At 68.3% G+C, this 25102-nt stretch carries 18 protein-coding genes, 2 tRNA genes and 4 pseudogenes; 7 read left to right on the top strand and 17 right to left on the bottom strand.

The features are described from left to right. Nucleotides 1–38: 38 nt before the first annotated feature. Nucleotides 39–2663, bottom strand: a complete 2625-nt coding sequence (locus ACZ4WS_RS11855) for a valine--tRNA ligase (RefSeq protein ID WP_467979509.1) — start codon at nt 2661–2663, stop codon at nt 39–41. 135 nt (nt 2664–2798) lie between these two features. On the opposite strand from ACZ4WS_RS11855, the gene ACZ4WS_RS11850 reads away from it, so the two are divergent. Continuing rightward, the gene (locus ACZ4WS_RS11850; protein ID WP_467979507.1) at nt 2799–3761 is read left to right on the top strand and encodes a hypothetical protein; all 963 of its coding nucleotides are present in this window, start codon (nt 2799–2801) and stop codon (nt 3759–3761) included. Between the two features lie 705 nt (nt 3762–4466). Here ACZ4WS_RS11850 and clpX read toward each other — a convergent pair. The 5 genes from clpX to ACZ4WS_RS11825 form a co-directional block, all read right to left on the bottom strand. After that, nucleotides 4467–5753 carry an ATP-dependent Clp protease ATP-binding subunit ClpX gene (clpX, locus tag ACZ4WS_RS11845; RefSeq protein ID WP_467979505.1) on the bottom strand — a complete coding sequence of 429 codons (1287 nt, stop codon included), beginning with the start codon at nt 5751–5753 and terminating at the stop codon, nt 4467–4469. Between the two features lie 171 nt (nt 5754–5924). Then, complete coding sequence (locus ACZ4WS_RS11840; RefSeq protein WP_095934325.1) at nt 5925–6605, bottom strand: ATP-dependent Clp protease proteolytic subunit; 681 nt, start codon at nt 6603–6605, stop codon at nt 5925–5927. 98 nt (nt 6606–6703) lie between these two features. Beyond that, a complete protein-coding gene (locus ACZ4WS_RS11835; RefSeq protein WP_467979971.1) occupies nt 6704–7312 on the bottom strand; it encodes an ATP-dependent Clp protease proteolytic subunit in 609 nt (202 codons plus the stop codon). A gap of 437 nt (nt 7313–7749) precedes the next feature. Continuing rightward, nucleotides 7750–9144 (bottom strand): trigger factor, encoded by a 1395-nt coding sequence (gene tig, locus ACZ4WS_RS11830; RefSeq protein ID WP_467979503.1) that lies wholly within the window; start codon nt 9142–9144, stop codon nt 7750–7752. 191 nt (nt 9145–9335) lie between these two features. Continuing rightward, nucleotides 9336–9412, bottom strand: a tRNA-Pro gene (locus ACZ4WS_RS11825). A gap of 153 nt (nt 9413–9565) precedes the next feature. Here ACZ4WS_RS11825 and ACZ4WS_RS11820 point away from each other — a divergent pair. Next, nucleotides 9566–9639 (top strand) — tRNA-Gly (locus tag ACZ4WS_RS11820). A gap of 246 nt (nt 9640–9885) precedes the next feature. Here ACZ4WS_RS11820 and ACZ4WS_RS11815 read toward each other — a convergent pair. The 4 genes and pseudogenes from ACZ4WS_RS11815 to ACZ4WS_RS11800 all read right to left on the bottom strand — a co-directional run bounded on the left by ACZ4WS_RS11815 (nt 9886) and on the right by ACZ4WS_RS11800 (nt 12358). After that, nucleotides 9886–10443 (bottom strand): site-specific integrase, encoded by a 558-nt coding sequence (locus tag ACZ4WS_RS11815; protein WP_467979501.1) that lies wholly within the window; start codon nt 10441–10443, stop codon nt 9886–9888. Between the two features lie 304 nt (nt 10444–10747). Further along, nucleotides 10748–10801, bottom strand: a pseudogene (locus ACZ4WS_RS11810) (hypothetical protein); the annotation flags it as partial. 82 nt (nt 10802–10883) lie between these two features. Next, complete coding sequence (locus tag ACZ4WS_RS11805; protein WP_467979969.1) at nt 10884–11564, bottom strand: pyridoxal-dependent decarboxylase; 681 nt, start codon at nt 11562–11564, stop codon at nt 10884–10886. A gap of 221 nt (nt 11565–11785) precedes the next feature. Next, nucleotides 11786–12358: a GNAT family N-acetyltransferase gene (locus tag ACZ4WS_RS11800; RefSeq protein ID WP_467979499.1), complete on the bottom strand. Its 573-nt coding sequence runs from the start codon at nt 12356–12358 to the stop codon at nt 11786–11788. 531 nt (nt 12359–12889) lie between these two features. Here ACZ4WS_RS11800 and ACZ4WS_RS11795 point away from each other — a divergent pair. From ACZ4WS_RS11795 to ACZ4WS_RS11785, 3 genes and pseudogenes are all read left to right on the top strand, one after another. Next, nucleotides 12890–13792, top strand: a pseudogene (locus ACZ4WS_RS11795) (IS982 family transposase); the annotation flags it as partial. Continuing rightward, nucleotides 13789–14004, top strand: a pseudogene (locus ACZ4WS_RS11790) (integrase core domain-containing protein); the annotation flags it as partial. The pseudogenes ACZ4WS_RS11795 and ACZ4WS_RS11790, both read left to right, overlap by 4 nt. Nucleotides 14005–14190: 186 nt before the next feature. Beyond that, a complete protein-coding gene (locus tag ACZ4WS_RS11785; protein ID WP_467979498.1) occupies nt 14191–15261 on the top strand; it encodes a beta-propeller fold lactonase family protein in 1071 nt (356 codons plus the stop codon). Nucleotides 15262–15615: 354 nt separating this feature from the next. Here ACZ4WS_RS11785 and ACZ4WS_RS11780 read toward each other — a convergent pair whose 3' ends face one another. Both ACZ4WS_RS11780 and ACZ4WS_RS11775 read right to left on the bottom strand, forming a co-directional pair. After that, nucleotides 15616–17829 (bottom strand): outer membrane protein assembly factor BamB family protein, encoded by a 2214-nt coding sequence (locus tag ACZ4WS_RS11780; RefSeq protein WP_467979496.1) that lies wholly within the window; start codon nt 17827–17829, stop codon nt 15616–15618. 80 nt (nt 17830–17909) lie between these two features. Then, nucleotides 17910–18104, bottom strand: coding sequence for a hypothetical protein (locus ACZ4WS_RS11775; RefSeq protein ID WP_327428706.1), 195 nt, complete (start codon nt 18102–18104; stop codon nt 17910–17912). 612 nt (nt 18105–18716) lie between these two features. On the opposite strand from ACZ4WS_RS11775, the gene ACZ4WS_RS11770 reads away from it, so the two are divergent. Beyond that, nucleotides 18717–19892: an acyltransferase family protein gene (locus ACZ4WS_RS11770; protein ID WP_467979494.1), complete on the top strand. Its 1176-nt coding sequence runs from the start codon at nt 18717–18719 to the stop codon at nt 19890–19892. A gap of 77 nt (nt 19893–19969) precedes the next feature. Here ACZ4WS_RS11770 and ACZ4WS_RS11765 read toward each other — a convergent pair whose 3' ends face one another. The 3 genes and pseudogenes from ACZ4WS_RS11765 to ACZ4WS_RS11755 all read right to left on the bottom strand — a co-directional run bounded on the left by ACZ4WS_RS11765 (nt 19970) and on the right by ACZ4WS_RS11755 (nt 22096). Next, nucleotides 19970–20422: an HD domain-containing protein gene (locus ACZ4WS_RS11765; protein ID WP_467979492.1), complete on the bottom strand. Its 453-nt coding sequence runs from the start codon at nt 20420–20422 to the stop codon at nt 19970–19972. After that, nucleotides 20419–20594, bottom strand: a pseudogene (locus tag ACZ4WS_RS11760) (FtsX-like permease family protein); the annotation flags it as partial. The gene ACZ4WS_RS11765 and the pseudogene ACZ4WS_RS11760, both read right to left, overlap by 4 nt. A gap of 326 nt (nt 20595–20920) precedes the next feature. Next, nucleotides 20921–22096, bottom strand: coding sequence for a PP2C family protein-serine/threonine phosphatase (locus ACZ4WS_RS11755; protein WP_467979491.1), 1176 nt, complete (start codon nt 22094–22096; stop codon nt 20921–20923). A 171-nt stretch (nt 22097–22267) separates the two neighbouring features. On the opposite strand from ACZ4WS_RS11755, the gene ACZ4WS_RS11750 reads away from it, so the two are divergent. Continuing rightward, nucleotides 22268–23497: a GNAT family N-acetyltransferase gene (locus tag ACZ4WS_RS11750; RefSeq protein ID WP_467979489.1), complete on the top strand. Its 1230-nt coding sequence runs from the start codon at nt 22268–22270 to the stop codon at nt 23495–23497. 35 nt (nt 23498–23532) lie between these two features. Here ACZ4WS_RS11750 and ACZ4WS_RS11745 read toward each other — a convergent pair whose 3' ends face one another. Together ACZ4WS_RS11745 and ACZ4WS_RS11740 are read right to left on the bottom strand one after the other, a co-directional pair. Then, nucleotides 23533–24342, bottom strand: a complete 810-nt coding sequence (locus tag ACZ4WS_RS11745) for an Fpg/Nei family DNA glycosylase (protein WP_467979487.1) — start codon at nt 24340–24342, stop codon at nt 23533–23535. Nucleotides 24343–24580: 238 nt separating this feature from the next. Next, nucleotides 24581–25066 (bottom strand): ribose-5-phosphate isomerase, encoded by a 486-nt coding sequence (locus ACZ4WS_RS11740; RefSeq protein WP_467979485.1) that lies wholly within the window; start codon nt 25064–25066, stop codon nt 24581–24583. Nucleotides 25067–25102 lie beyond the last annotated feature (36 nt).

The following is a 25102-nucleotide window of genomic DNA, read 5'->3' as shown; positions in this document are numbered from 1 at the left end:
ACGGTCCCGGGGGCCTTTCGTCTGCGTACAGCCGTCGGCTACGCCTCGGGCAGACGGTCCAGCTGCGCCTGGATGCGGGCGATGTCCTCGTCCGCCTTGGCGAGCCGCGTGCGGATCTTCTCCACCACGTGGTCCGGGGCCTTGGCGAGGAACGCCTCGTTGCCCAGCTTGGCGTTCGCCTGGGCCTTCTCCTTCTCGGCGGCGGCGAGGTCCTTGGCGAGGCGCTTGCGCTCGGCCGCGACGTCGATCGTGCCGGAGAGGTCGAGCGCGACCGTGGCGCCCGCGACCGGCAGGGTCGCCGTGGCCGAGAAGCCCTCGCCCTCCGGCTGGAGGCGCAGCAGCTGGCGGATGGCCGCCTCGTGCGGGGCGAGCGCCGTGCCGTCGAGGGTGAGGTGGGCCGGCACGCGCTGGCCGGGCTGGAGGCCCTGGTCGGCACGGAAGCGGCGGACCTCCGTGATGACCTGCTGGAGCGTCTCGATCTCGCGCTCGGCGGCGTCGTCGCGGAAGCCGCTGTCCTTGGGCCAGTCGGCGATGACGACCGACTCGCCACCGGTGAGGGTGGTCCAGAGGGTCTCCGTGACGAACGGGACGATCGGGTGGAGCAGGCGCAGCGTCACGTCCAGGACCTCACCGAGGACCCGGCCCGAGACCTTCGCGGGCTCGCCGCCCGCCATGAACGTCGTCTTGGACAGCTCGAGATACCAGTCGAAGACCTCGTCCCACGCGAAGTGGTAGAGCGCGTCGGAGAGCTTCGCGAACTGGAAGTCCTCGTAGAACGCGTCGACTTCGGCGACGGTCTTGTTGAGGCGGGAGAGGATCCACCGGTCGGTCGCCGACAGCTTCTCCGGCTCCGGCAGCGGGCCCTCGATGGTCGCGTCGCTCATCAGCGCGAAGCGCGTGGCGTTCCAGATCTTGTTGGCGAAGTTCCGGGAGGCCTGGACCCAGTCCTCGCCGATCGGCACGTCCGTACCGGGGTTGGCGCCGCGGACGAGGGTGAAGCGGACGGCGTCGGAGCCGTACTTGTCCATCCAGTCGAGCGGGTCGACGACGTTGCCGAAGGACTTCGACATCTTCTTGCCGCGCTCGTCGCGGACCAGACCGGTGAGGGCGATGGTCTTGAAGGGGACCTCGCCATCCATCGCGTACAGGCCGAACATCATCATTCGGGCGACCCAGAAGAAGATGATGTCGTGGCCGGTGAGCAGGACGTCGGTCGGATAGAACTTCTGCAGGTCGGGGGTGTTCTCCGGCCAGCCGAGCGTGGAGAACGGCCACAGGCCGGACGAGAACCAGGTGTCGAGGACGTCGGTGTCCTGTGTCCACCCCTCACCGGTCGGCGGCTCCTCGTCGGGACCGACGCAGATGATCTGCCCCTCCGGCCCGTACCAGACCGGGATCCGGTGGCCCCACCACAACTGCCGCGAGATGCACCAGTCGTGCATGTTGTCGACCCAGTCGAAGTAGCGCTTCGACATGTCGGCGGGGTGGATCGCGACCCGGCCGTCCCGGACGGCGTCGCCGGCGGCCTGGGCCAGCGGGCCGACCTTGACCCACCACTGCATGGAGAGGCGCGGCTCGACGGTCGTCTTGCAGCGCGAGCAGTGGCCCACGGAGTGGACGTACGGGCGCTTCTCGGCGACGATCCGGCCCTGCGAGCGCAGCGCGCCGACGATGGCGGAGCGGGCCTCGAAGCGGTCGAGTCCCTCGAACGGGCCGTGGACCGTGATGACCGCCCGCTCGTCCATGACCGTGATCGACTCCAGGCCGTGGCGCTGGCCGATGGCGAAGTCGTTCGGGTCGTGGGCGGGGGTGACCTTGACGGCACCGGTGCCGAACTCGGGGTCGACGTGCGTGTCCGCGACGACGGGAATGGTCCGGTTGGTGAGAGGCAGCTTGATCCTCTTCCCGACCAGGTGCTTGTACCGCTCGTCGTCGGGGTGAACGGCGACGGCCGTGTCACCGAGCATCGTCTCGGCACGGGTGGTCGCGACGACGAGGGTCTCGTCGCCCTCCCCGTACTTGATCGACACCAGCTCGCCGTCGTCCTCCTGGTACTCCACCTCGATGTCCGAGATGGCCGTGAGGCAGCGCGGACACCAGTTGATGATGCGCTCGGCGCGGTAGATCAGCTCGTCGTCGTACAGCTTCTTGAAGATGGTCTGGACGGCCTTGGACAGCCCCTCGTCCATGGTGAACCGCTCGCGGTCCCAGTCGACGCCGTCCCCGAGCCGACGCATCTGCCCGAGGATCTTCCCGCCGTACTCCTCCTTCCACTGCCACACACGCTCGACGAACTCCTCGCGCCCGAGGTCGTGCCGCGACTTGCCCTCCTCGGCAAGCTGCTGCTCGACCTTGTTCTGCGTGGCGATGCCGGCGTGGTCCATGCCGGGCAGCCAGAGCGCCTCGTACCCCTGCATGCGCTTACGGCGCGTCAGGGCGTCCATGAGCGTGTGCTGGAAGGCGTGCCCGAGGTGCAGGCTTCCCGTGACGTTCGGCGGCGGAATGACGATGGTGTACGGCGGCTTCTCGCTCTTCGCGTCAGCGGCGAAGTACCCCTTGTCCACCCAGCGCTCGTACAGCTTCCCCTCTACCTCGGCCGGCGCGTACTGGGTCGGCAGTTCGGGAGTGGATGCTGGCGGCTGCTGCTGAGCGTTGTCGGTCACGGGGTCAGTTTAGAGGCGTCACGCCCGTGTCCCGAACCCCATTCTTTCGTAACGGTGCAGCCCCCGGGGACCTGCACCCGTGACCTGTGCGCCAGGATGTTCGGAACACATAAGTATCTGGAGGGGAACCCAGTAATGAGCTACAACCAGCCGGGCCCGTACGGCGGGCAGCCCCAGCAGCCCGGACCGTACGGCCAGCCGGGCCCGTACGGCCAGCAGCCGCCGCAGGCCCCCCAGCCCGGTTATGGCTACCCGCAGCAGGCTCCGCCCGCGCAGCCCGGCTACGGCTACCCCCAGCAGGCTCCCCAGGGTGTCCCGCCGCAGACTCCTCCTTACGGCCAGCAGCCCGCATACGGCCAGCAGCCGCCGTACGGCCAGCAGCCCTACGGCGCCGTCCCGCCGCCGCCCGCGCCGGGCGGCGGCAAGAAGAAGACGGGCCTGATCATCGGCGCGGTGGCGGTCGTGGCCGCGATCGCGGTGGGCGCGTACTTCGTCATCGGCGGTGGCGGGGGCGGCAGCTCGGTCGCCGACGACGGCCCGCACAAGCTGACGACACCGGCGACGGTGCTCAGCGGTGAGTACACGAAGGGCGACAGCGACAGCAACACGATGTCCAAGAGCGACATCGAGGACGCCAAGAAGTGGGGTGTGCAGAACCCCAAGGACGTCAGCGCCCAGTACACGTCCGGCGACAAGAGCAACCCGCTGGCGCAGAAGCTTCTGCAGTTCAGTGGCGTCTACGGCACCATCGACGACCCGGAGAAGGTCGTCGACGCCATGTACGCCCACATGAAGTCCGAGGCCTCCAAGGACGACAGCGAGGGTACGCCCGTCGGCAGCCCCCAGAAGTTCGACCTGGACGGCGCCGTCCTGAAGTGCCAGGCCATCAAGATCAAGAACGACGACACGTCGTCGAGCAGCAGCGCGGCCGGACCCAAGGAATTCACCGTGCCGACCTGTATCTGGGCCGACCACAGCACCCTCGGCCTGGTGATCGCCACGGACGTGGCCAGCATGATGGCCGGCAAGAGCGGCTCCCTGTCCGACACCGCGGACATGACGGGCAAGCTCCGCAGCGACGTGCGCGTCAAGGCCTGACGTCAGGTCAAAGAAACACGGCGAGAAGGTAGTCAGCCGTGAACGGGCGCCCGGCAAACCCTGCCGGGCGCCCCGCCTTCGTCAAGCGCGGCGACAAGCGCTAACCGCGTGAGACTCTGTGACGCCTATGTTTTCCAGATGTGCGGTGCAGGTGGGGTTGGGAATCTTGCCGCCGAAAGGCTGCGGAATAGCCGCATGCCCGCACGCCTCCTTCACCTTCGGCCCGACGTCGTACCCAGCCCAGGCCAGATATGCCCTGCAGTCGGAAGCCGTGGCGGACGCAGGCGCAGCCACCATGAGCGGCATGGCTCCAGCTGCTACAACCACACCTGCCACCAGTAGCGCCCGCTTCGCCATCTGTGACTTCACGTGAAGATCCTCCCGTACTCATTTCGCCAATCACCCAAACAGATGATCGACAGGGTCGAGTGGGAGTGGATCACAGACAAGGGCCCACTCGCAGGCTCTGATGTGAACCTGGCGCAATCCTTCCATCTGGCGTGGAACCTTGGAGCGTCACTCTCAGCCATGACACTGGTCTCCGACGCAACTCCAGGCGCAGACAGTTACGTTCACTTGCCAGAAGGAAGCGCACGGTGAGGGCCGGACGTGCCCCACAATTCGTGCCCACACCACGAGCCACCACCGCAAGATGGGGTGCCCGGCGCAACGACGCCCGACACCCCATCGACGAACAAGAACCGCCTAAGCCGTCTTCTGCTCCCCCGGCCCCCGCCCGCGGGCGTCCCGCGGAATCAGCGTCGGGTTCACGTTCGAGTGGACGACGTCCGCCGTGATGACGACGCGGGCCACGTCCTTGCGGGAGGGGACCTCGTACATCACGGACATGAGGACTTCCTCCATGATGGCGCGGAGCCCTCGGGCGCCGGTCTGCCTCAGGATGGCCTGGTCGGCGATCGCCTCAAGCGCCTCGCGCTCGAAGTCCAGCTCCACGCCGTCGAGTTCGAAGAGGCGCTGGTACTGCTTCACCAGCGCGTTGCGGGGCTCGACGAGGATCTGGAGCAGGGCCTCGCGGTCCAGGTTGTGGACCGAGGTGATGACGGGCAGACGGCCGATGAACTCGGGGATCATGCCGAACTTGACCAGGTCCTCGGGCATGACGTCCTCGAACTGGTCCTTGGACTCCAGCTCCCGCTTCGAGCGGATCGTCGCGCCGAAGCCGATGCCCTTCGCGCCCGCCCTCGACTCGATGAGCTTCTCCAGGCCCGAGAAGGCGCCGCCCACGATGAACAGGACGTTCGTCGTGTCGATCTGGATGAACTCCTGGTGGGGGTGCTTGCGGCCGCCCTGCGGCGGGACGGAGGCCGTGGTGCCTTCGAGGATCTTCAGCAGGGCCTGCTGGACGCCCTCGCCGGACACATCGCGCGTGATCGAGGGGTTTTCGCTCTTCCGAGCCACCTTGTCGATCTCGTCGATGTAGATGATGCCCGTCTCGGCCTTCTTGACGTCGTAGTCGGCCGCCTGGATGAGCTTCAGGAGGATGTTCTCTACGTCCTCGCCGACGTAACCCGCCTCCGTCAGCGCCGTCGCGTCTGCGATGGCGAACGGAACGTTCAGCATCCGGGCCAGGGTCTGGGCCAGGAGGGTCTTGCCCGAGCCCGTGGGGCCGAGCAGCAGGATGTTGGACTTCGCCAACTCGATGGCGTCGTCGCGGTTCTGGCCCGTGCTGTTCTCGCCGGCCTGGACCCGCTTGTAGTGGTTGTACACCGCGACCGAGAGGGCCTTCTTGGCCGACTCCTGGCCGACGACGTACCCCTCGAGGAACTCGTAGATCTCGCGGGGTTTCGGGAGCTCCTCCCAGCGGACCTCGCTCGTCTCCGCGAGTTCTTCCTCGATGATCTCGTTGCAGAGATCGATGCACTCGTCGCAGATGTACACACCAGGGCCTGCGATGAGCTTCTTGACCTGCTTCTGGCTCTTGCCACAGAACGAGCACTTGAGCAGATCGCCGCCGTCACCGATGCGTGCCACGGTGTGCTTCCCCTTCGCCTGGGAGACGCCTAGGTCCAGCGGCTCCTGGTGCTGCCTTATGTCCGACGGTACCTTGCCGAGCCCCCCGTTCGGGCCCCCCTTGGCGCGGTTCACTTTGTCGTGAACCGCGCCAAGGGGCGACGGACGAGCGGCAGACGATACAGCGATACGTCAGACGACCGCCGAGTTGTTCATCTTCCGGGTGGAGATGATCTGGTCGATCAGGCCGTACGCCAGTGCGTCCTCAGCCGTGAGGATCTTGTCGCGCTCGATGTCCTCGCGGATCTTCTCGATCGGCGTGGTCGAGTGCTTGGCCAGCATCTCTTCCAGCTGCGAACGCATCCGGAGGATTTCGTTCGCCGCGATTTCGAGGTCGGAGACCTGGCCGCGGCCGGTCTCGCTGTAGGGCTGGTGGATCAGCACACGGGCGTTCGGAAGCGCCATGCGCTTGCCCGGCGTACCGGCGGCCAGCAGGATGGCGGCGGCCGAGGCGGCCTGGCCCATGCAGACCGTCTGGATGTCCGGCTTCACGAACTGCATCGTGTCGTAGATGGCCGTGAGAGCCGTGAAGGAGCCGCCGGGGCTGTTGATGTAGACCGAGATGTCACGGTCGGGGTCCATCGACTCCAGGCACAGCAGCTGCGCCATGACGTCGTTGGCGGAGGCGTCGTCGATCTGCACGCCGAGGAAGATCACGCGCTCCTCGAAGAGCTTCGCGTACGGGTCGTACTCACGCACGCCCTGCGAGGTGCGCTCGACGAAGCGCGGGATGACGTAGCGGGACTCCGCACGAGGACCGGTGTACTCGGCCTGCGTGCGGGCGTAGAGGCCGCTGCCGGGGAAGTCGTTCACTGTGTCTCCTGAGAAGCCTGAAAAGGGCTGAGGCGGTGGCTGGGGGCGCTGGAAGGGCCTGCGGCCGCCCGGGGGCGGTGCGGCCTCCCCTGAGGGGCTTACGCCGCCCCTGTGCCGCCGCCGCCCGGCATACCGGCAGCGGTGGGCATGATGTCGTCGATGAGGCCGTACTCCTTGGCCTCGATCGGGTCGAACCAGCGGTCGCGGTCCGAGTCCTTGGTGACCTGCTCCACGGTCTGGCCCGTGTGGAAGGAGGTCAGCTCCGCCATCCGCTTCTTGGTGTGCAGCAGCCGCTCGGCGTGGATCTTGATGTCCGACGCGGAGCCCGCGAGGCCCGCGGAGGGCTGGTGGATCAGGATCTCGGCGTTCGGCAGGGCGAAGCGCTTGCCGGGGGTACCGGCGCTGAGCAGGAACTGACCCATCGAGGCCGCCATGCCCATGGCGATCGTCACCACGTCGTTCTTGATGTACTGCATGGTGTCGTAGATCGCCATGCCGGCCGTGATCGATCCGCCGGGGCTGTTGATGTAGAGGTAGATGTCCTTGTCCGGGTCGGAGGCAAGGAGCAGCAGCTGCGCGGTGATCTTGTTGGCGATGTCGTCGTCCACCGGCTGGCCGAGGAAGATGATCCGCTCGTTGAGCAGCCGGTTGTAGACCTGGTCGCCGAGGCCACCACCGAAGTTGGGCTCACCGGCGGCGGAGGGCATCAGATTCGTCACGTATCCACCTGCTCGTCTTACGACGGCGCCGGGCCGTCTCACGTCTTCTGCAGGGGCCTGGTACCCCGGGTTCCGTGCCGCCTCCCGGCGGCGTCCGGGGCTCCCCTGCCCTCGTATTCATGGACCCTAACGCGCGGGTCCCTCCGGGGAATCCCGGAGAAGGAACTGTTCGCTGTGAGCGCATGCGCTCCGCCGGGTTTGACCGGGGGTTTGGCCTGGCCCCGTAAGGGGCGCGGGGAACCGCGCGAGCAACCCCCACAAAGCCGCAGGCGCGTCTGCCACGCCTGGTGCATCGGCGGGTGCGGCTTGCAGGGGGCTGAGCGCTGGGGCTGAGCGCGCGGTTCCCCGCCCCCCTGAAGACGACGGGCCCCCGGGGGCAAGAAGTCCCCGGGGGCCCGTCGTACAGCTGCTGAAGCGCCGCAGGCTTACGCCTCCGTGGTCTCCTCGGCCTCGGCGGGCTCGCCGTCGGTGGCCTCGGCGGCGACCTCGGTGGCGGTCTCCGTCTCGTCCTCGTCGTCCAGGTCGACGATCTCGCCGTTGGTGTCCTTGACCGTGGCGGCCTCGACGACGACCGCGAGGGCCTTACCGCGGGCGACCTCGCCGACGAGCATCGGAACCTGGCCGCCCTCGACGACGGCCTGGGCGAACTGGTCGGGGGACATGCCGGAGGAGGCAGCGCGCCGCATGAGGTGCTCGGTGAGCTCCTCCTGGTTGACGTTCAGCTTCTCCTTGTTGACGAGCTCGTCAAGGACGAACTGCGTCTTGATGCCCTTGACCGCGGCTTCCTTGGTCTCGGCGTCGAACTCTTCCTCGGTCTTGCCCTGGATCTCCAGGTACTTCGCGAGGTCGAGGCCCATCTGGCCGAGCTGGTGGTGCTCGAGGTTGTGCTTGCGGGTGTTGATCTCATCCTCGAGCAGCTTCTCGGGGACGGGCACCTCGACCAGCTCGAGCAGCTTCTCCAGGACGCGCTCCTGGGCCTGCGTGGCCTGGTCGTACTGCTTCATGTTCTCGAGGCGCTTGCGGCTGTCCGCCTTGAGCTCGTCGAGGGTGTCGAACTCCGAGGCGAGCTGCGCGAAGTCGTCGTCCAGCTCGGGCAGTTCGCGCGCGGCGACCTGGGTGACCTTGACGGTGACCTCGGCCTCCTTGCCGGCCGCGGAGCCGCCCTTGAGCTCGGAGGCGAAGGTGGCCTCGCCACCGGCCTCCAGGCCCTTCACGGCCTCGTCGATGCCGTCCAGCAGCTCACCGGAGCCGATGGTGTAGGAGACGTCGCTCGCGACGCCGTCCTCCAGCACCTCGCCGTCGACCTTGGCCTCCAGGTCGAGGGTGACGACGTCGCCGTCCTGGGCGGCGCGCTCGACCGGGGAGGTCGAAGCGAAGCGCTCGCGCAGCTCGGAGACGGCCTTCTCGACGTCCTCGTCGCTGACCTCGACGGCGTCGACCTCGACCTCGATGCCGGAGTAGTCCGGGATCTCGATGGTCGGGCGGACGTCGACCTCGGCGGTGAAGTTCAGCGTCTCGCCGTCCTTCAGCTCGGTGATGTCGACCTCGGGCTGGCCGAGGACGTTCAGCTCAGCCTCGTTGACCGCTTCGGTGTAGAACTTCGGGAGCGCGTCGTTGACGGCCTCTTCGAGCACGGCGCCGCGACCGAACCGCTGGTCGATGACGCGCGCCGGGATCTTGCCCTTCCGGAAGCCCTTCACCGTGACCTGCTGGTTGATCTTCTTGTACGCCGCGTCGAGGCTGTCCTTGAGCTCCTCGAAGGGCACCTCAATGCTGAGCCGAACCCGGGTCGGGTTCAGGGTCTCCACGGCGCTCTTCACGGTTCGGTCTCCTTGGGGGCTGACTTCTTGGGGTTCTGCCAAGGTGCTCTGTCCGGCCGGACAGAGCTTCGGCGGATTCGCGGCCCTTGAGAGACGTCGTAACAGTGCAGACACACGGGCGCGCAGCTTGCATAGTAACCGCAGGCGGTACGCGCCCCAAAAGGCGATCTTGACCGGTGGTCCTGGACTGATGGTCGGGGTGGCGGGATTTGAACCCACGGCCTTCCGCTCCCAAAGCGGACGCGCTACCAAGCTGCGCCACACCCCGTCGGTGCGACACGTAGGGTACATGCCCGCAGGCAGCGCGGCTGCCGCATTTTTCCGAGCGCCTGCGCGGCGGGGAAACGGGGTGTGCGGTGAAGGGGTGCGACCCGCTACGATGCCTCTTGTGCCGCGGCCACTGAGCTGCGGCGCGTCCTGTGCGGGCGTAGCTCAATGGTAGAGCACTAGTCTTCCAAACTAGCTACGCGGGTTCGATTCCCGTCGCCCGCTCCAAATGACGTAGAGCCAGGTCAGAGGTTCATTCCTCTGCCTGGCCCTTGTCGTTTCCGGGGGCTCCGATCAGTCCGCCGTGTCCCCCGCGTGCCCCTCGGGCTTTCGATCTTGCTTCTTCGGCTTCTTGGCGCCCTTCCGGCCCTTCTTCACCAGACCGCTCACCGCGTCAGCGATCAGGCGGTCACGGTCGGCGCTGGCGTGCTGGTAGATCAGTGCCGCGCGAGTCGCTGTGGCCCATACGGGACATCAGCTCCCGCGTGCTGGCCCGGTCGATGCGGCAAGGGTGTTGCCCGTGTGCCGAAGATCGTGGAAGTGCAGGCCCTTGATCCTGGCGTCCTCGCAGGCCTTGCGCCACAGCCGGTTGAAGTGGTTGCGGCGCGGGGTCGCTCCCTTGGCCCCGACGAAAACACGGCCGTCGGCGCCCGGCTCGGCATACCGCTCCAGGCGATCGCGGACGTCCGGGAGGATCGCGCCCGGGATCGCAACGGTGCGCTTGCCCGCAGCGCTCTTGGGCGCCTTGATCTCACGCTGCCCGTTGTTCAGCTCGGCGACGGCACGGCGGACGCGGAGGGCGCCCCCGTCAAGGTCGATGTCCCGGCGGTGCAGGCCACCCAGCTCACCAAAGCGCAGGCCGAGGAACCCGGCCAGGAGCACGAGCGCCCGGTAGCGGGGCTGGATCGCGTCGGCGAGGTCGTACACCTCCTGCACCGTGGCGGTCGGCCGCTCCGGGGTGTGCACGGTGCTCGCGCCCTTGATCGTGCACGGGTTGCGCCTGATCATCTGGTCGGCCACGGCGGTACCCATGATCGCGCGCAGCAGGGCGTACGGATTGGCGACGGTCGTCGGACCGGTGCCGGATGCGAGCTTGTCGGCGCGCCAGCCCCCGAACGAGCGGCGGCGAGATCTCTGCGACGTTGACGGCGCCGAAGGCGGGCTCCAGGTGATGCCGCAGGAGCGAGCCGTAGAGCTGACGCGTGGTCGCCGTCAGCTCGCGTTCCCTGATCCAGGCAGCGGCGTACGAGCCGAACGGCACCTTCCCAGCGTCCGGATCGTGCCAGTCGCCACGACGCATCTCGGTCTGCTTGTCAGCCAGCCAGTCGTCCGCGTCCTTCTTCGTGCGGAAGGTTTCCGGGACGGGACGGAGCTGCCCGTCAGGACCCACTCGACCGCGACGCGGGGGACATTGTTTCTCGCCAGCAGGGAGCGACTTCGTCGCCCGCCCCTGAGGGTGCCGGTTGCGGGCGTTAGTAGCCGGTGCCGCGCTTGATCTGGGCCCGCTCGGCCTCGGTGGTCGCACCCTTGTGGTCCAAGGTGTCGCACGCGTCGGCGATGTCCTGGGTCAGACGCTCGATCTGCTCGCGGCTCAGGGTCTCCTTGACCAGGGCACGCAGGATCTTCAGCCGCTCCGCGTTGGGCGGGAGCGTGTACGCCGGCACCATCCAGCCGCGCTCGGCCGAGAGCTGCCACGCGATGTCGGACTCGTCGTAGGAGTGCTTGCCGGCGAGGCGGAAAGCGACCAGCGGCAGCTGCTCGAGGTCGCTGCCGATGACTTCGAAGCGGCCGCTGCTACGCAGGTTGTCCGCCAACGCGTGGGCGTTCTTCTGCATCGTCACCATGACGTAGGTGTAGCCCTGACGACCCAGCCGCACGAAGTTGTAGTACTGGGCGAGCACCATCGACGCGCCGGTCGAGAAGTTCAGCGTGAACGTCGCGTCGGTCTTGCCCAGGTAGTTCTCGTAGAACACGAGGTCCTTGGCCAGGTCGGACTCCTCGCGAAAGACCAGCCAGCCGATGCCTGGGTAGACCAGGCCGTACTTGTGTCCCGATACGTTGATCGAGCGGACCTGCTCGAGCCGGAAGTCCCATTTCGAGTCCGGATAGAGGAAGGGCCACACGAAGCCGCCGCTGGCGCCGTCGACGTGGATTGGGACTTACAGATTTCTCTACCTCATCAAGGCACCCGGCTGCGCCGACGCCCGCTCACACATGGATAGGGCCGAAGGCCATAAGGCGAGCACCCGACCATCATGGCCACGGTCAAGGACGATGCCTCCGGCGGGGGATCGGCCGACACCGGGATGGAGGGGGCGCCGTTCCCGGCTGCGGGCACATCGTGGCGTGCGTTGGGGGGAAGGTGGTGGGTAACTCAGGCTCCAGAGGCCGCTGACGGCCTGGTGGATGCACCCACGACACCGTAGGCACGATCGCCAATGGTGAACTCTCCCAGAGTGGTCATACCGAAGCCGTCGACGTGGACTCTCCAAGACGCCTGGTTGGCCAGTTCGATGAAAGCGACCACCACATCGGCCCGTCCTGAGGCTGCTTGGAGAGCCGCCGTGAACAACCCGCGAGCCACTCCCTTCCCACGGTATGCGGCGGCGACCACCACAGGCCCATAGAACAGCCAAGGCGTTGCACGGAGCGGCTGCCCTTGCCACCGCAGCGAATCCTGCGCATCCAGCAGCGCCTTAGCCGGTGGCGGTGGACTGGGCATATTTTCCGGGGAGGCCAACCCGAGCAGGCCAGCCAAGCGCCCGTCATCGTCCGCGACGAGAAGACTCCCATGCTCGACCATCGAACGCAGTGTGTCGGCATCGAGGCCGCCCTGCACAAAGCCCTGTTCGGCCCGCTCCTGCTCCGTGAGCGCGTCATAGTGATTGGCCGCGAAAAGTTCAGCCATAGCCGGGGCATCAGCCGCAGCGGCATATCGGTAGTCCATGGCACCGATCCTGTCATGATCTAGCACCAAGCGGACTATTAATCATAAATATGGCCATTCAGTGAATAGCCCCCCAAGCTGAACAACGCTCGAAACTAGCGCCCAGAGGCCGTGCCCCTAGTGTGCCCGAACGACCGAGGACCCACGGTGAACAACGGTCGCTCACAGGCACCGGGCAAGACGAGGGCCCCCGACCAATGTTGCTGGTCAGGGGCCGTCAACGTGCGCGGTGGGTGTGGGATTTGAACCCACGGTGACTCGCGCCACGACGGTTTTCAAGACCGTGTGCGGCTTGACTCACCCATGGAGACTCCGCCGACCTTGCTTCCGCTGAGAACTTACGGCTCAGCGCCGCTCGACGAGCGCTGGAGGCGTAGGCACGCGGTCATGCGTGCCCAGGGGCCCGGTTATCGGTCGGCTTTCGCGATCGCGTCGCGGAAGTGGCTCATGACCAGCGACCCCCTGCGGCCTGGATGAACGAGTCCAAGGGATGGCCTGCGGACATGAGACGAGGGCGTCCAATGTCAGTGTGTGAAGACAGACCTGGACACCCTCGCAACGGCACTCTATGCCCGGATCGACGACGAGTTGAAGGCTTCGCCGTGACTGGCCCCGTGCCGGCCCGCCGTCGGGATCGCACCCACGCTCAGTGACGCCGAACTGGTCACCCTCGCAGTCACGTCAGCGCTGCTCGGTTACACCTCCGAGCGGCGCTGGCTGCGCCGCGTCGGGCGGGACTTCGGCCACCTATTCCCCTACGTGCCCCAACAGTCCGGCTACAACAAGCGGCTGCGCGCCGCGTCCTCGCTGCTCACCAGCATGATCCGGATCCTGGCCCGGGACACCTCGCTGTGGAGCGACGATGTGTGGCTGGTCGACTCCACCCCGGTCGGCTGCGGATGCTCCCGCGAGACGGCCAAACGCTCGGACCTGGCGGGCTGGGCCCAGTACGGCTACTGCGCTTCGCACTCACGGTACTTCTGGGGCCTGCGGCTGCACCTGGTGTGCACGCTCGGCGGGCTGCCGATCCTGTTCGCCCTCACCGGTGCGAAGGCCGACGAACGCGAGACACTGCGCGACATGCTCGATGCCGCGCCCGATGTCGAAGCAGCCCGCCCCGGGCAGACGATCATCGGGGACAAGAACTACTACGGCCGCGAGTTCGAGTGCGACCTTGCCGAGCGTCACCTGGAGTTGCTGCGGCCGGCTCGCAAGGGGGAGGCTGAGCGGGCCGGGGCACATCTGTTCAAGCCGCTGCGGCAGATCATCGAGTCGATCAACCAGACCTTCAAGGGGCAGCTCGACCTGGAACGACACGGCGCCAAGAGCCCGGCAGGGGTGGCGGCCCGCGTCCTGTGCCGGATCCTCGCGCTCACAGCGGCGATCTGGCACAACGACAAGACCGGACAGCCGATCAAGCGGTCACTGACCGCCCCTACCGCCCCCAAACCAACGGGAAAGTGGAACGCTTCAACCGCACCATTCTCGATGAATGGGCGTATGCCCGGCCCTATCGCACCGAGCAGGAACGACGCGACGCCTTCGGCATATGGCTACACCATTACAACCACCATCGCGGCCACGCCGCGTTGAAAGGCCAGCCACCCGCCAGCCGCGTCCCCAACCTCACGGGGCAATACACCTAGGCACAGCGCCGAGGACTGGGCCGTCTGCAGAGTGGGCAACCCGTTCGGCCGGGCCTGCCTACTAGGTCATCGAAGCTGGCTCAAGGACGCTGCTACTAGCTGATCAATCGCAGCCGAGCACAGCTCAGCAGCCGTATCCGATCTCAGGCCTCTTGAATCACGAGACGCAGCAGCCAGGAGATACCGATGCACACCACCCCGGACGAGTGCGCCACCCACGCCCCGGAAAGACGCACGAACACGAAAGCGAAGCGGACCCGTCACGGGCGACGCGTATGGCTGGTTGGGGCCCTGGCCGCACTGTGCACCGCACTGCTGCCCGGCGTCACCCCGCACGCCTCGGCAGACGGGCACCCAGACGGGCAGCGCTCCAACACCGCCTATGTGACCAACGCCGGCGACGACACCGTGTCGGTGATCGACTCCACCACCAACACGGTCACGGCCACCATTCCCGTCGGCAACGACCCGTTCGGGGTGGCGGTGGACCCGCCCCGTACCCGCGCCTACGTGACCAACACCAGCGACGGCACCGTGTCGGTGATCAACACCAGAAACAACCGGGTGATCGGACAGCCCATTACCGTCGGTGGCGGACCGTTCGGGGTGGCGGTGGACTCGACCCGTGCCCGCGCCTACGTGGCCAACTTCAACGTCGGCACCGTGTCGGTGATTAACACCAGAAACAACCGGGTGATCGCCACCATTACCGTCGGCACCAACCCCGAGCAGGTGGCGGTGGACCCGTCCCGTGCCCGCGCCTACGTGACCCACCCGAACGGCAACACCGTGTCGGTGATCGACACCAGCAACAACACGCAGCTCACCACCATTACCGTCGGCACCGGGCCGGTCGGGGTGGCGGTGGACCCGTCCAGTGGCCGCGCCTACGTGACCAACTTCGTCGACAACAACGTGTCGGTGATCGACATCAACAACGATGCCAACACGGTCATCGCCACCATCCCCGTCGGCACCGGGCCGGTCGGGGTGGCGGTGGACCCGTCCACTGACCGCGCCTACGTGACCAACAACGGCGACGACACCGTGTCGGTGATCGACACCAGCAACAACACGGAGATCCTGCCCCGCATCACCGTCGGCAGCGGCCCGCAGGGGGTGGCGGTGGATCCGCCCCGCGACCGCGCCTACGTGACCAACTTCAACGTCAACACCGTGTCGCTGATCGACACCACCAACAACGCAGTCACCCCCATCACCGTCGGCAACAACCCGCTTGGGGTCGCTGCCTTCTGACACCGCAGCAAATTCCAGTACGAATTACGCCCAGCAGAGCTGTAACGGGTAGCCGACGGGCGCGTGAGCGCCGACTAGGCTGTGTTCGCCCCGGGAGGGCACTGACGACCTACGAGGGCGAGAGAAGGCCATCTGTGCCCCCTGTGTGCCCGATCGGGCAGCGAACGACGGGGAACCTCGGCACGTGCCCCGGAAACACACAGGTGAGCGTCTCGTCAGGTCAGGCCACACCCGGTTACGCGATCTTCCAAACCATCTACGCGGGTTCGATTCCCGTCGCCCGCTCTGTTCGGCCGTTCGGGGCCCGGTTCCACGGAACCGGGCCTCGAGTGCGTTCACCGGGCCCGGGTGTGTTCAGAGGTGGCGGACGTCCACGGAGTAGACGGAGCGCATGCCGTACGGGACGTAGAGGGCGTCGCCGACCAGGAGGAGACGGGCTCCGGAGATGGTCATGTTCGTGGGGCCGGCGTCGTTGCGGCCGGGGCGGGTGGCGATGACCCTGCCGGTGTGGCTGTCCAGGGCGGCGAGGCGGCCGCTGGGGGACGCGACGTAGACGTGGTCGGCGGAGGCCATGGGCGGGCCCGGGGACTCCACGGTCGAGTTGCTTTCCCAGGACTGGTGTCCGGTGCGGGGCGAGACGGCGCGGACGCTGCCGTTGCCGAGCGTGAAGTAGAGGGTGCCTCCGGCGAGGTGGGGGGACGCGCCGGCGGGCTGGGAGCGCGCGAGCGGGACGCGTATCAGCCGGTGCGTGGTGGTGTCGACGGTCGTGAAGGCGCGGTAGGCCGTGCCGGTGTCCAGCTCGGCCAGGATCAGGCGGCCGTGGTCCTGGCCGAGGAGGGCGAGCGTCCCCTTGGTGGTGACGGTCCAGCTCGGCTTTCCGGTGGCCGGGTCGAGGGCGGACACACTCGTCGTGTTCAGGTCGTCGGGCTGGCAGACCAGGTAGGCGCGGTGCGCGGCGGAGCCGAGGGAGCAGGTCGTGCGGGAGGGGATCGGCCGCTTCCAGCGGACCTTGCCGTTGTCCGCGTCGAGCAGGGCGTACGAGCGCGCGTTGTCGCCGAAGGCGGTGACGATGCCCTGCGGGATCACCGTGGCGCCGTCGTCCTCCAGGTCGGGGGCGATCGCGTTCTCGCCGTCGCCGGTGCGGGTCTTCCAGAACACGTGCCCGGTGGTGGCGCTCACGAACTGGACCGAGTAGTGGGCCTGGGACATGCCCGTGTCCTTGAGCGGCTCCGCCTCGTCGTTGGCGTAGACGTAGACGCGGCCGCCCCGGGTGCCGAGGACCGAGCCCTCGTCGCTGCCGTAGTCGTCCGGCGTGGAGTCGACGGGCAGGGTCCAGGTGGGCTTGCCCGTGGCGAGGGAGAATCGGGCCGCCTTGACGTCGTCTCCGGCACACACCAGTGCCGTACCGGCGGCACCACAGCTGGTGAGCGGGCCGCTGGGGTCGGCGACGTCCTTCTTCGCCGTCGCGTGCCACTCGCGCCAGCGGGTCGGCAGATCGCTGCGGACGGAGTCGCCGCCGGCGAACCGTACGACCGCGGCCGAGGCCGTGACGGCGAGCAGCACGGCGCCCACGCAGGAGGCGATCAGGACCCGTCGTTGGCGCCGGGAGCGGGGGCGCCGGGAGCGGGGGCGCTCGACCGGGGCGGTCGGGATCTCGGCGGCGTCGGGGCGCGGGTCCGGGCGGGTGCCGTCGCGCAGGAGTCTGAGGAGTTCGTCCGGGGTCGGCCGGGACTTGGGGTGCTTCTCCAGGCACAGTTCGACGAAGGGGCGCAACTCGTCGGGTATGCCGTCGAGTTCGGGGACGGCCTCGATGGCCCTGGTGGCCGTCTCGTAGGGGCTGGGGCTGTCGAAGGGGCCGCGTCCGGTGGCGGCGTACACGACGACCGCGCCGAGGGAGAAGACGTCCGCGGCCGGGCCCACCTCGTGCGGGGACGAGAACTGCTCGGGGGACATGAAGGGCGGGGTGCCCTCCCCCAGCTCTCGGCTGCGCTCGAGCCGGGGGGACCCCCATCGCGCCCGGTCTGGGTGAGGGCGTCGGCGGCGGCGAACTCGGCGGCGCGCGAGATGCCGAAGTCGATGACGCGGAGGCCGTCGTCGGCGAGCATCACATTGGCCGGTTTCAGATCGCGGTGGACCACTCCGGCGGAGGGGGTACCTCCCGCTCGAGCGAAGCCGAGAGTGGGGGCGGATGTCGCGCAGCGCCTCGGCGAGGCCCGCGGCGAGGTCGCGCAGCCGGTCCGGCGGCAGCGGACCCTGGCCGCGGACACGGGTGCCGAGGTTCTCGCCCGGTATGTAGAGCGTGGCCATCCAGGGGCGCGGCGCGTCGGCGTCCGCGTCCACGACGGGTGCGGTGAAGGCGCCGCTCACCTGGCGGGCGGCGGCGACCTCGCGGCTGAAGCGGGTACGGAACTCTTCGTCGTCGGCGTACTGGCCGTGCACCACCTTGATCGCCAGGCGGCGGCCGGAGGCGGAGCGGGCGAGATAGACGACGCCCATTCCGCCGGAGCCGAGGCGGTCCTCTATGCGGTAACCGCCCACCTCCGTCGGGTCCGATTCGCGCAGCCCCATCCCCGTACGCTCCCCCGTTCCGAATCCCCCGACGCGCCGCCCGGCGCGTAACCTCCCCCAGCTCTCAGAAGCCGATCGCGTCAGAAACTGATCGAGTTGATCGTCTCCGCTATCGAGTCGAGGAACCGTTGGATGGACGGAGCCATGCCGGTCGACGCGAGGAAGAAACCGAAGAGCACCGCGACAACGGCGGGCCCTGCCTTGATCGATCCTCCTCGGATCAACACCACAAGGATGATCGCCAACAGCAGCACCACTGACAGCGAAATGGCCACAACTGATCACACCCTACGGTCGGTCCGCTCTCCCGGCCCGGAGGTGCAACCCCACACCCCCGCCAGAACCATCGTGCCACCAACCCGGCTCCTGTATGCGGCGGGTGACGCATCGTCGGCCACGGACATGCGGGCCCGACCCACCCGTACCCCCTCGGGACGGACCAACGACAGTGCCCCGCACTGCAATTCGAGAGTGCACTCCCACGGTAAATTCAGAGGGACCGTTGCCATGTCCACACATCCTGTTCGCAGGTAATTCGAATTGTTGCCACAGGCACATCCAAAGACGCTGCAGACGGGTCACTAAAGGCTAATGAACCGGACATTTCACCAGAGTCGCCCGCGAGCCTTATGCACCATTTAGTCAGGATGAATGAGGACAGAACGTCCCCAGACAGTAAGCTAATCGGTATACGGATCCCCTTGCGAACCGGCGGGCCGACTTCGCTGAATCCCGGATACTCGCAGGCGATAAGCAGGAATGACGTCGAGAGTTTTACGAAGACGCATAGACAACGCTAGGGTGCCTCAGATGTTCCACGCCGCCACGTCCCCCGTATGCGCAGCGAGGTCCCGGATCGTCTCCCCGAGTTCCTGGTGGGAGGGCCTGTGACCAACTCGCTCCGACCCCACGGCCACCGAGCGCCACTCCCCCCGGCACAGCAGCCGACGGACGGAGTGCCGAGTCCGCGCTCACCCCAGAAACAACAGGCGGCCACCGGTGCCGCCGCCCCGGGCGCCAAGCCCGCCAAGCAACGCGACGCGTTCTTCGACAACGCCAAGTACCTGGCAATCGTGCTGGTGGCCATGGCTCACGCCTGGGAGCCACTGAAGGGCCAGAGTCGCATCCTCGAAGCGGTGTACACGGTCGTGTACACCTTCCACATGCCGGCCTTCATCATCATCTCCGGCTACTTCTCGCGCAGTTTCGACATGCGCCCCGACCGGCTCAAGCGGCTGGTGACCGGCGTCGCCGTCCCGTACGTCGTCTTCGAAGTGGCGTACGTGCTCTTCAAGCGCTGGGCCGACGACGATCCGTCGATGCCGATCAGCCTGCTCGACCCCTGGTATCTCACCTGGTTCCTGTGCGCGCTCTTCGTCTGGCGGCTGACCACGCCGCTGTGGAAGCTGGTGCGCTGGCCGCTCCCCGTCGCCCTCGGCATCGCGATGCTGGCGTCCGTCTCGCCGGACATCGGCGACGACCTGGACCTCCAGCGCGTCCTGCAGTTCCTGCCGTTCTTCGTCCTGGGCCTTGTCATGAAGCCCGAGCACTTCCAGCTGGTCCGCCGCCGTGAGGTCCGGATCCTGTCGGTGCCGGTCGTCGCCGCGGCGCTGGTCGTGGGCTGGTGGGCGGTGCCGCGGATGAACACGGCCTGGTTCTACCACCGCGACAGCGCTCAGGAACTGGGTGTGCAGTGGTGGGTCGGCCCCGTGATGGTGTTCGCGCTCTTCGGCTGTTCGCTGCTGCTGACCGCGTGCTTCTTCGCCTGGGTGCCGCGCCGCAAGATGTGGTTCACCGCGCTCGGCGCGGGCACGCTGTACGGCTATCTGCTGCACGGCTTCCTGGTCAAGGGCGGGGACTACTGGGGCTGGTTCGAGCCCCAGTGGCTGCACAAGCCGCTCGGTGAGATCTTCGTGACGCTCGCCGCGGCCGCGGCCGTCACCGTGCTGTGCACGGCACCCGTCCGGCGGATCTTCCGCTTCGCGATGGAGCCCGAGATGACGTGGGCCTTCAAGCGCGACGCGACGGAGCTCGCCCGGGAACGGGAGAAGGTCAGGGCGTAACGCCTCCCCATGAAGTGGTGAAGTGCGGGTCCGGGACATCCCTGGCCCGCACTTCACTGTTCAGGGGGTCAGGGGGCTCAGGGAGCCAGCCCCAACAGCGCGCGCATCGTCGCGTACTTCTTCGTCAGCCGGGCCCGGGTGTGCTCGTCGAGAACCGCGAGCCGGGCCGGATCGGCGTTGTGCGCCAGGTCCGACACCTTCACCAGGAGGGCGCCCGGGGTGGTGCGGATGCGCTGCGCGTACGCCTGAGGGGGCTCGCCCTCGCGTTTGGTGAGCGCGAGCACGATGTCCTTCGTGCGCCGCGTCAGGGCGGCCTCGCTCAGCCACTCCGGCGACAGCGCGTCGTCCTCGATCGCGTCGTGCAGCCAGGCCGCCGCTATCTGCTCGTCGTCGCCGCCACGCTCGCGGACGCCCTCCGCCACGGCCTGGAGGTGCTCGGCGTACGGCCGCCCCGCCTTGTCGGTCTGGGCGGCGTGCGCCTCGCGGGCGAGGGCCTCGACTTCGGCCAGTGTCAGGAGAGTCTGCGTCACTCCTCCAGTGTCTCCCCGCGCAGCGCCGCGCGGGCCGGGACGGTGGCGGCGGTCACCCCGAGGACGACGATCGCCCCGGCGAAAGAGCCGTACAGCAGCGGCGGTATGTACGGCGCCTGCCCGGTCAGCCCTTCATCATCGGCACGAGCGTGGCGAGCGCGATGGCCGTGCCGTACGTCCAGGTCCTGAACGGCGGCGAGGTCTTCCGCGGACCCCGTGACGCCCTGTGTGGTGGCCGACTCCGGCGAGCCGCTCACCGGGACCAGCACCGCCGTCTTCAACAGGCCCACGGCGGAGGTGACTCCGGGCGTGTCCGGGCCATGAGGACCACCGCCGAGTCGGGGTGGGGAGAACCCCACCGTGGGCGCGGGGGCTGGGGAAGGTTTTCGCCCCCGCTGCCCCTGCCCTTCCCGTACCTGGGGGCTCCGCCCCCCAGACCCCCGTGTCGGCCTGAACGGCCTAGTCCTCAAACGCCGGACGGGCTAGAACCTTCCCACGTCAGCGGGCCGTCACCAGGGCGCCCTCGCGGCAGATCAGCAGGAGCGCCCTGTCGTCGTTGACGTCCTTCGCGACCGCCTCGATGAGGTGCCAGGCGGCGCCGTGGAAGCCGCCGGCGACATAGCGGTCGGCTTCGCCGGTGAGGCGGTCGATGCCCTCGACGATGTCGCGGTCGGAGGTTTCGACCAGGCCGTCCGTGAAGAGCATCAGGACGTCACCGGGCCGCAGGGATCCCTTGACGGGGTCGAACTGGGCCCCGTCGTACACCCCGAGGAGGGGACCTTCCGCGGCCTTCTCCTCCCAGCGCCCGCTGCCCGCGCTGAGCTGGAGACCCGGTGGATGTCCGGCGGAGAAGAGTTCGTAGTCGCCCGAATCAAGGTCGAGGACGAGGTGGATCGACGTCGCGAAGCCCTCGTCCCAGTCCTGGCGGAGGAGGTAGCCGTTCGCGGCGGTAAGGAAGGCGTGCGGGGGAAGCGAGCCCAGGAGTCCTCCGAACGCTCCCGAGAGGAGCAGCGCACGCGACCCCGCGTCCATGCCCTTGCCCGACACGTCCGTCAGCACGACCTCCAGGGTGCGGCCCCCGTTCGTACGGGCCGCCACCACGAAGTCGCCCGAGAAGGACTGACCGCCGGCCGGCCGCAGCGCCATCTCGCGATGCCAGCCCAGCGGCAGCTGCGGCAGCTTGCTCTGCACCCGGATGCGTTCGCGCAGGTCGAACAGCATGGTGCCGCCGCGCCGCCAGGGCACCCCGACCCGGCTGCGGAACTGCGCGATCAGCAGACCGAAGAAGCCACAGGCGGCGACGACGAGGACCACGCCCGGCGTCACCCGGGACGGGCCCTCCGTGTACGGGCCGAGCTTCACGGACTCCACTATCAGCGCGGTGGCGGCGGCCGCGTACAGACCGAGCAGGCTGGAGGGGCGGAGAAGGAGACCTCCGGCCACGATCGGGAGGACCAGGGCGGCGGGTGAACACCACACCGAATTCACGAGTGTCGTGGCGGCGATCAGCGGGATCGTGAGCAGCAGACCGGCCAGCGCGATCCAGTCGGAGCCGTCCCCGCGGAAGTAGTCGACGGCGGATCTGCGCAGCCCTGTGCGGGCCCGGTGCCACTGCTTCTTCAACCGGGCCGTGAACGTCTCGGCTTCCGCGCGCCGCTCTCGTCCTGCTGCCATTAGTTCGGGACCCTATCCATCGGACCAGGTGCTTGGCACGGGAGGTCCCACTTGTCCCCCGTCCGAGCGCTCAACTTCACAGAGAACTTCACAGCGAGCCGCACGGCAGGCATCCGCGACGACGGGGGAAATTCCCTCGCTCGTACCGCATTGCCCTGGTAGGCATGGGCTATGACGACTGACGTTCGGGTACTGCGGCAGGCCGACTGGGGCGAGTGGTACGACAACCTGATCCGCGCGTTCGGCGGGGTGCCAGAGTCGTCCGAGGAACGCGAGCTGTTCAACGCGCTCACAGAGTACGACCGTTCCCTGGGTGTCTGGGACGGCGACCAGGTGGTGGGCACCGCGGGCGCCTTCGGCTTCCACCTCACCGTGCCGGGCGGCGCCTTGGTACCGGCCGCGGGCATCACGATGGTGAGCGTCGCGGCCACGCACCGGCGCCGCGGGGTGCTGAGGTCGATGATGCGACGCCAGCTGGACGACGTTCATGGGTGGGGCGAGCCGCTCGCGGTCCTGACCGCGTCCGAACCGGCGATCTACGGCCGGTTCGGGTACGGCATCGGGACACACCAGCTCAACGCCGAGATCGACACCAGCCGGGTACAGCTGTCCGTGCCGCCCGGCACCGACGACGTACATCTGTGCTACGCCGCGCCGGCCGACGTACTCGACGCGTGCGAGGCCGTGTACGCGCGGCGGGTTCCGGAGCGGCCGGGCATGCTGGCGCGGCGGCCCGGCTGGGAGCGGCTGTGGATCATCGACCCGGAGAGCGAGCGGGACGGGGCGTCGCCGTTGCAGTGCGTGGTCGCCGAGCGGGACGGCGAGGTCGTCGGCTACGCGCGGTTCCGGGTCAAGCCGGACTGGGGCCCGTCCGGGCACAACGGCGCGGTGCTGCTGGACGACCTGGAGGGGCTCGACCCGGCGGCGCGGGCCGCGCTGTGGCGGTTCCTGTTCGACATCGACCTCACGACGACGCTGCGCACCCGCGGCCGCCCGGTCGACGAGGACTGGCAGCACCTGGTGTCCGACATCCGCCGCTGCGGTCTGCGCGTGAAGGACGCGCTGCATGTGCGGCTCGTCGAGGTCGGCGCCGCGCTGGAGGCGCGGACGTATCAGGCGCCGGTGGACGTGGTGTTCGAGGTCGAGGACGCGTTCTGCCCCTGGAACGAGGGGCGTTGGCGGCTCACGGGCGACGCGAAGGGCGCGTCGTGCGTGCGTACCGAAGATACGGCCGATCTCGCCCTGTCCGTACGGGAGTTGGGGGCGGCATATCTCGGTGGGGTGTCCCTTGTCTCGCTCGGGGCAGCGGGGCGGGTGCGGGAGCTGCGGCACGGCGCGCTGACGGAGGCGTCCGTGGCCTTCTCGTCAGCGGTCGCGCCCTGGCTGCCGCACGGGTTCTGACGGCCGTTGGCTGTGCCGGCTGTCGGCTGTGACGGCTAGCGCTGCTGGCAGGCCGGGCACCAGAAGAGATTGCGGGCGGCGAGATCGGCGGTGCGGATCTCGCCGCCACAGATGTGGCAGGGCAGGGTGGCCCTGCGGTACACGTAGACCTCGCCGCCGTGGTCGTCCACGCGTGGCGGGCGGCCCATCGCCTCGGGGGTGTGTTCCGGGCGGACCGTGTCGATGCGGTTGTGGTGGACGCCCTCGCGCATCAGCTCCACGAGGTCGGCCCAGATCGCGGCCCACTCCGTGGGGGTGATGTCCTTGCCCGCCCGATACGGGTCGATGCCGTGCCGGAAGAGGACCTCCGCGCGGTAGACGTTGCCGACGCCCGCGATGATCTTCTGGTCCATGAGGAGGGCGGCGATCGTCGTGCGGCTGCGGGAGATGCGGGCGTACGCGGTGGACGGGTCGGCGTCGGGGCGGAGGGGGTCCGGGCCGAGGCGGTCGTGTATCGCCTGCTTCTCGTCGTCCGTGATCAGGGCGCAGGTGGTGGGGCCGCGCAGGTCGACGTATGCGGTGGGGTTGGCGAGGCGGAGGCGGACGGTGTCCGTGGGCGGGGGTGCGGGGGCGTCGCCGAAGGTGACCTTGCCGAAGAGGCCGAGGTGGATGTGGATCCAGTCGGCGCCGCGGAAGCCCAGGAAGAGGTGCTTGCCGTGGGCGTCGGCGTCCTCGAGGACAGCGCCGTCGAGGAGGGCCGCCGCGTCGGCGAACTTGCCCTGCGGGCTGGTCACGCGGGCGGTCCCGCCCCCGAAACCGGCGGTGTAGTCCTCGGCCAGCCGGTGAATCGTGTGCCCCTCGGGCACGGGGTCCTCCTGCGGGTGAGTGATGTGCGGGGCCGGGGGGATTTCGCCCCCTCCGCCCCTACCCTCCCCCACTCTCGGCTTCGCTCGAGCGGGGGGACCCCCATCGTCCCTGGGGGCTGCCGCCCCCAGACCCCCGTTATCGGCCTTACGGCCTCGTCCTCAAACACCGGACGGGCTGAAAACCGGGGACGGCATTGATAGAGCGGCGGGGGCGAAAAGCTCGCCCCCGCCCCCGGCGCTACGCCTGCGGATGGTGTGCCGGGATCGGCGGCAGGTCGCCCGTCGTCTCGTATGCGGAGAGCATGTCGATGCGGCGGACGTGGCGCTCGTCACCGGAGAAGGGGGTGGCGAGGAAGGTCTCGACGAACTTCGTCGCCTCCTCCTCGGAGTGCATGCGGGCGCCGACGGCGACGACGTTGGCGTTGTTGTGCTGGCGCCCGAGGGAGGCGGTCTCCTCGCTCCAGGCGAGGGCGGCCCGCACACCGGTCACCTTGTTCGCGGCGATCTGCTCACCGTTGCCGGATCCGCCGATCACGATGCCGAGCGAGTCGGGATCGGCAGCGGTTCGCTCCGCGGCGCGGAGGCAGAAGGGCGGGTAGTCGTCCTGGGCGTCGTAGATGAGGGGCCCGCAGTCGACGGGCTCGTGCCCGGCGGCCTTGAGCCACTCGACGAGGTGGTTCTTGAGTTCGAGACCGGCATGATCGGAGCCGAGATACACGCGCATGGTCCGAGTGTGACACGGCTGTTTCGGAACGGCCTC

This window comes from Streptomyces sp. NPDC029292, assembly GCF_055569295.1.
Note: the sequence above shows the minus strand (reverse complement) of the source record. Positions and strands in the feature narration are given on the sequence as shown.

Excerpts from the sequence above, each read along its gene's own strand:
- ACZ4WS_RS11850 (WP_467979507.1), top strand. The coding sequence starts at position 2,799 with ATGAGCTACAACCAGCCGGGCCCGTACGGCGGGCAGCCCCAGCAGCCC.
- ACZ4WS_RS11785 (WP_467979498.1), top strand. The coding sequence starts at position 14,191 with ATGCACACCACCCCGGACGAGTGCGCCACCCACGCCCCGGAAAGACGC.
- ACZ4WS_RS11835 (WP_467979971.1), bottom strand. The coding sequence starts at position 7,312 with ATGCCCTCCGCCGCCGGTGAGCCCAACTTCGGTGGTGGCCTCGGCGAC.
- ACZ4WS_RS11815 (WP_467979501.1), bottom strand. The coding sequence starts at position 10,443 with ATGGGTACCGCCGTGGCCGACCAGATGATCAGGCGCAACCCGTGCACG.
- ACZ4WS_RS11780 (WP_467979496.1), bottom strand. The coding sequence starts at position 17,829 with ATGGGGCTGCGCGAATCGGACCCGACGGAGGTGGGCGGTTACCGCATA.
- ACZ4WS_RS11750 (WP_467979489.1), top strand. The coding sequence starts at position 22,268 with ATGACGACTGACGTTCGGGTACTGCGGCAGGCCGACTGGGGCGAGTGG.
- ACZ4WS_RS11755 (WP_467979491.1), bottom strand. The coding sequence starts at position 22,096 with ATGGCAGCAGGACGAGAGCGGCGCGCGGAAGCCGAGACGTTCACGGCC.
- ACZ4WS_RS11740 (WP_467979485.1), bottom strand. The coding sequence starts at position 25,066 with ATGCGCGTGTATCTCGGCTCCGATCATGCCGGTCTCGAACTCAAGAAC.
- ACZ4WS_RS11800 (WP_467979499.1), bottom strand. The coding sequence starts at position 12,358 with ATGGACTACCGATATGCCGCTGCGGCTGATGCCCCGGCTATGGCTGAA.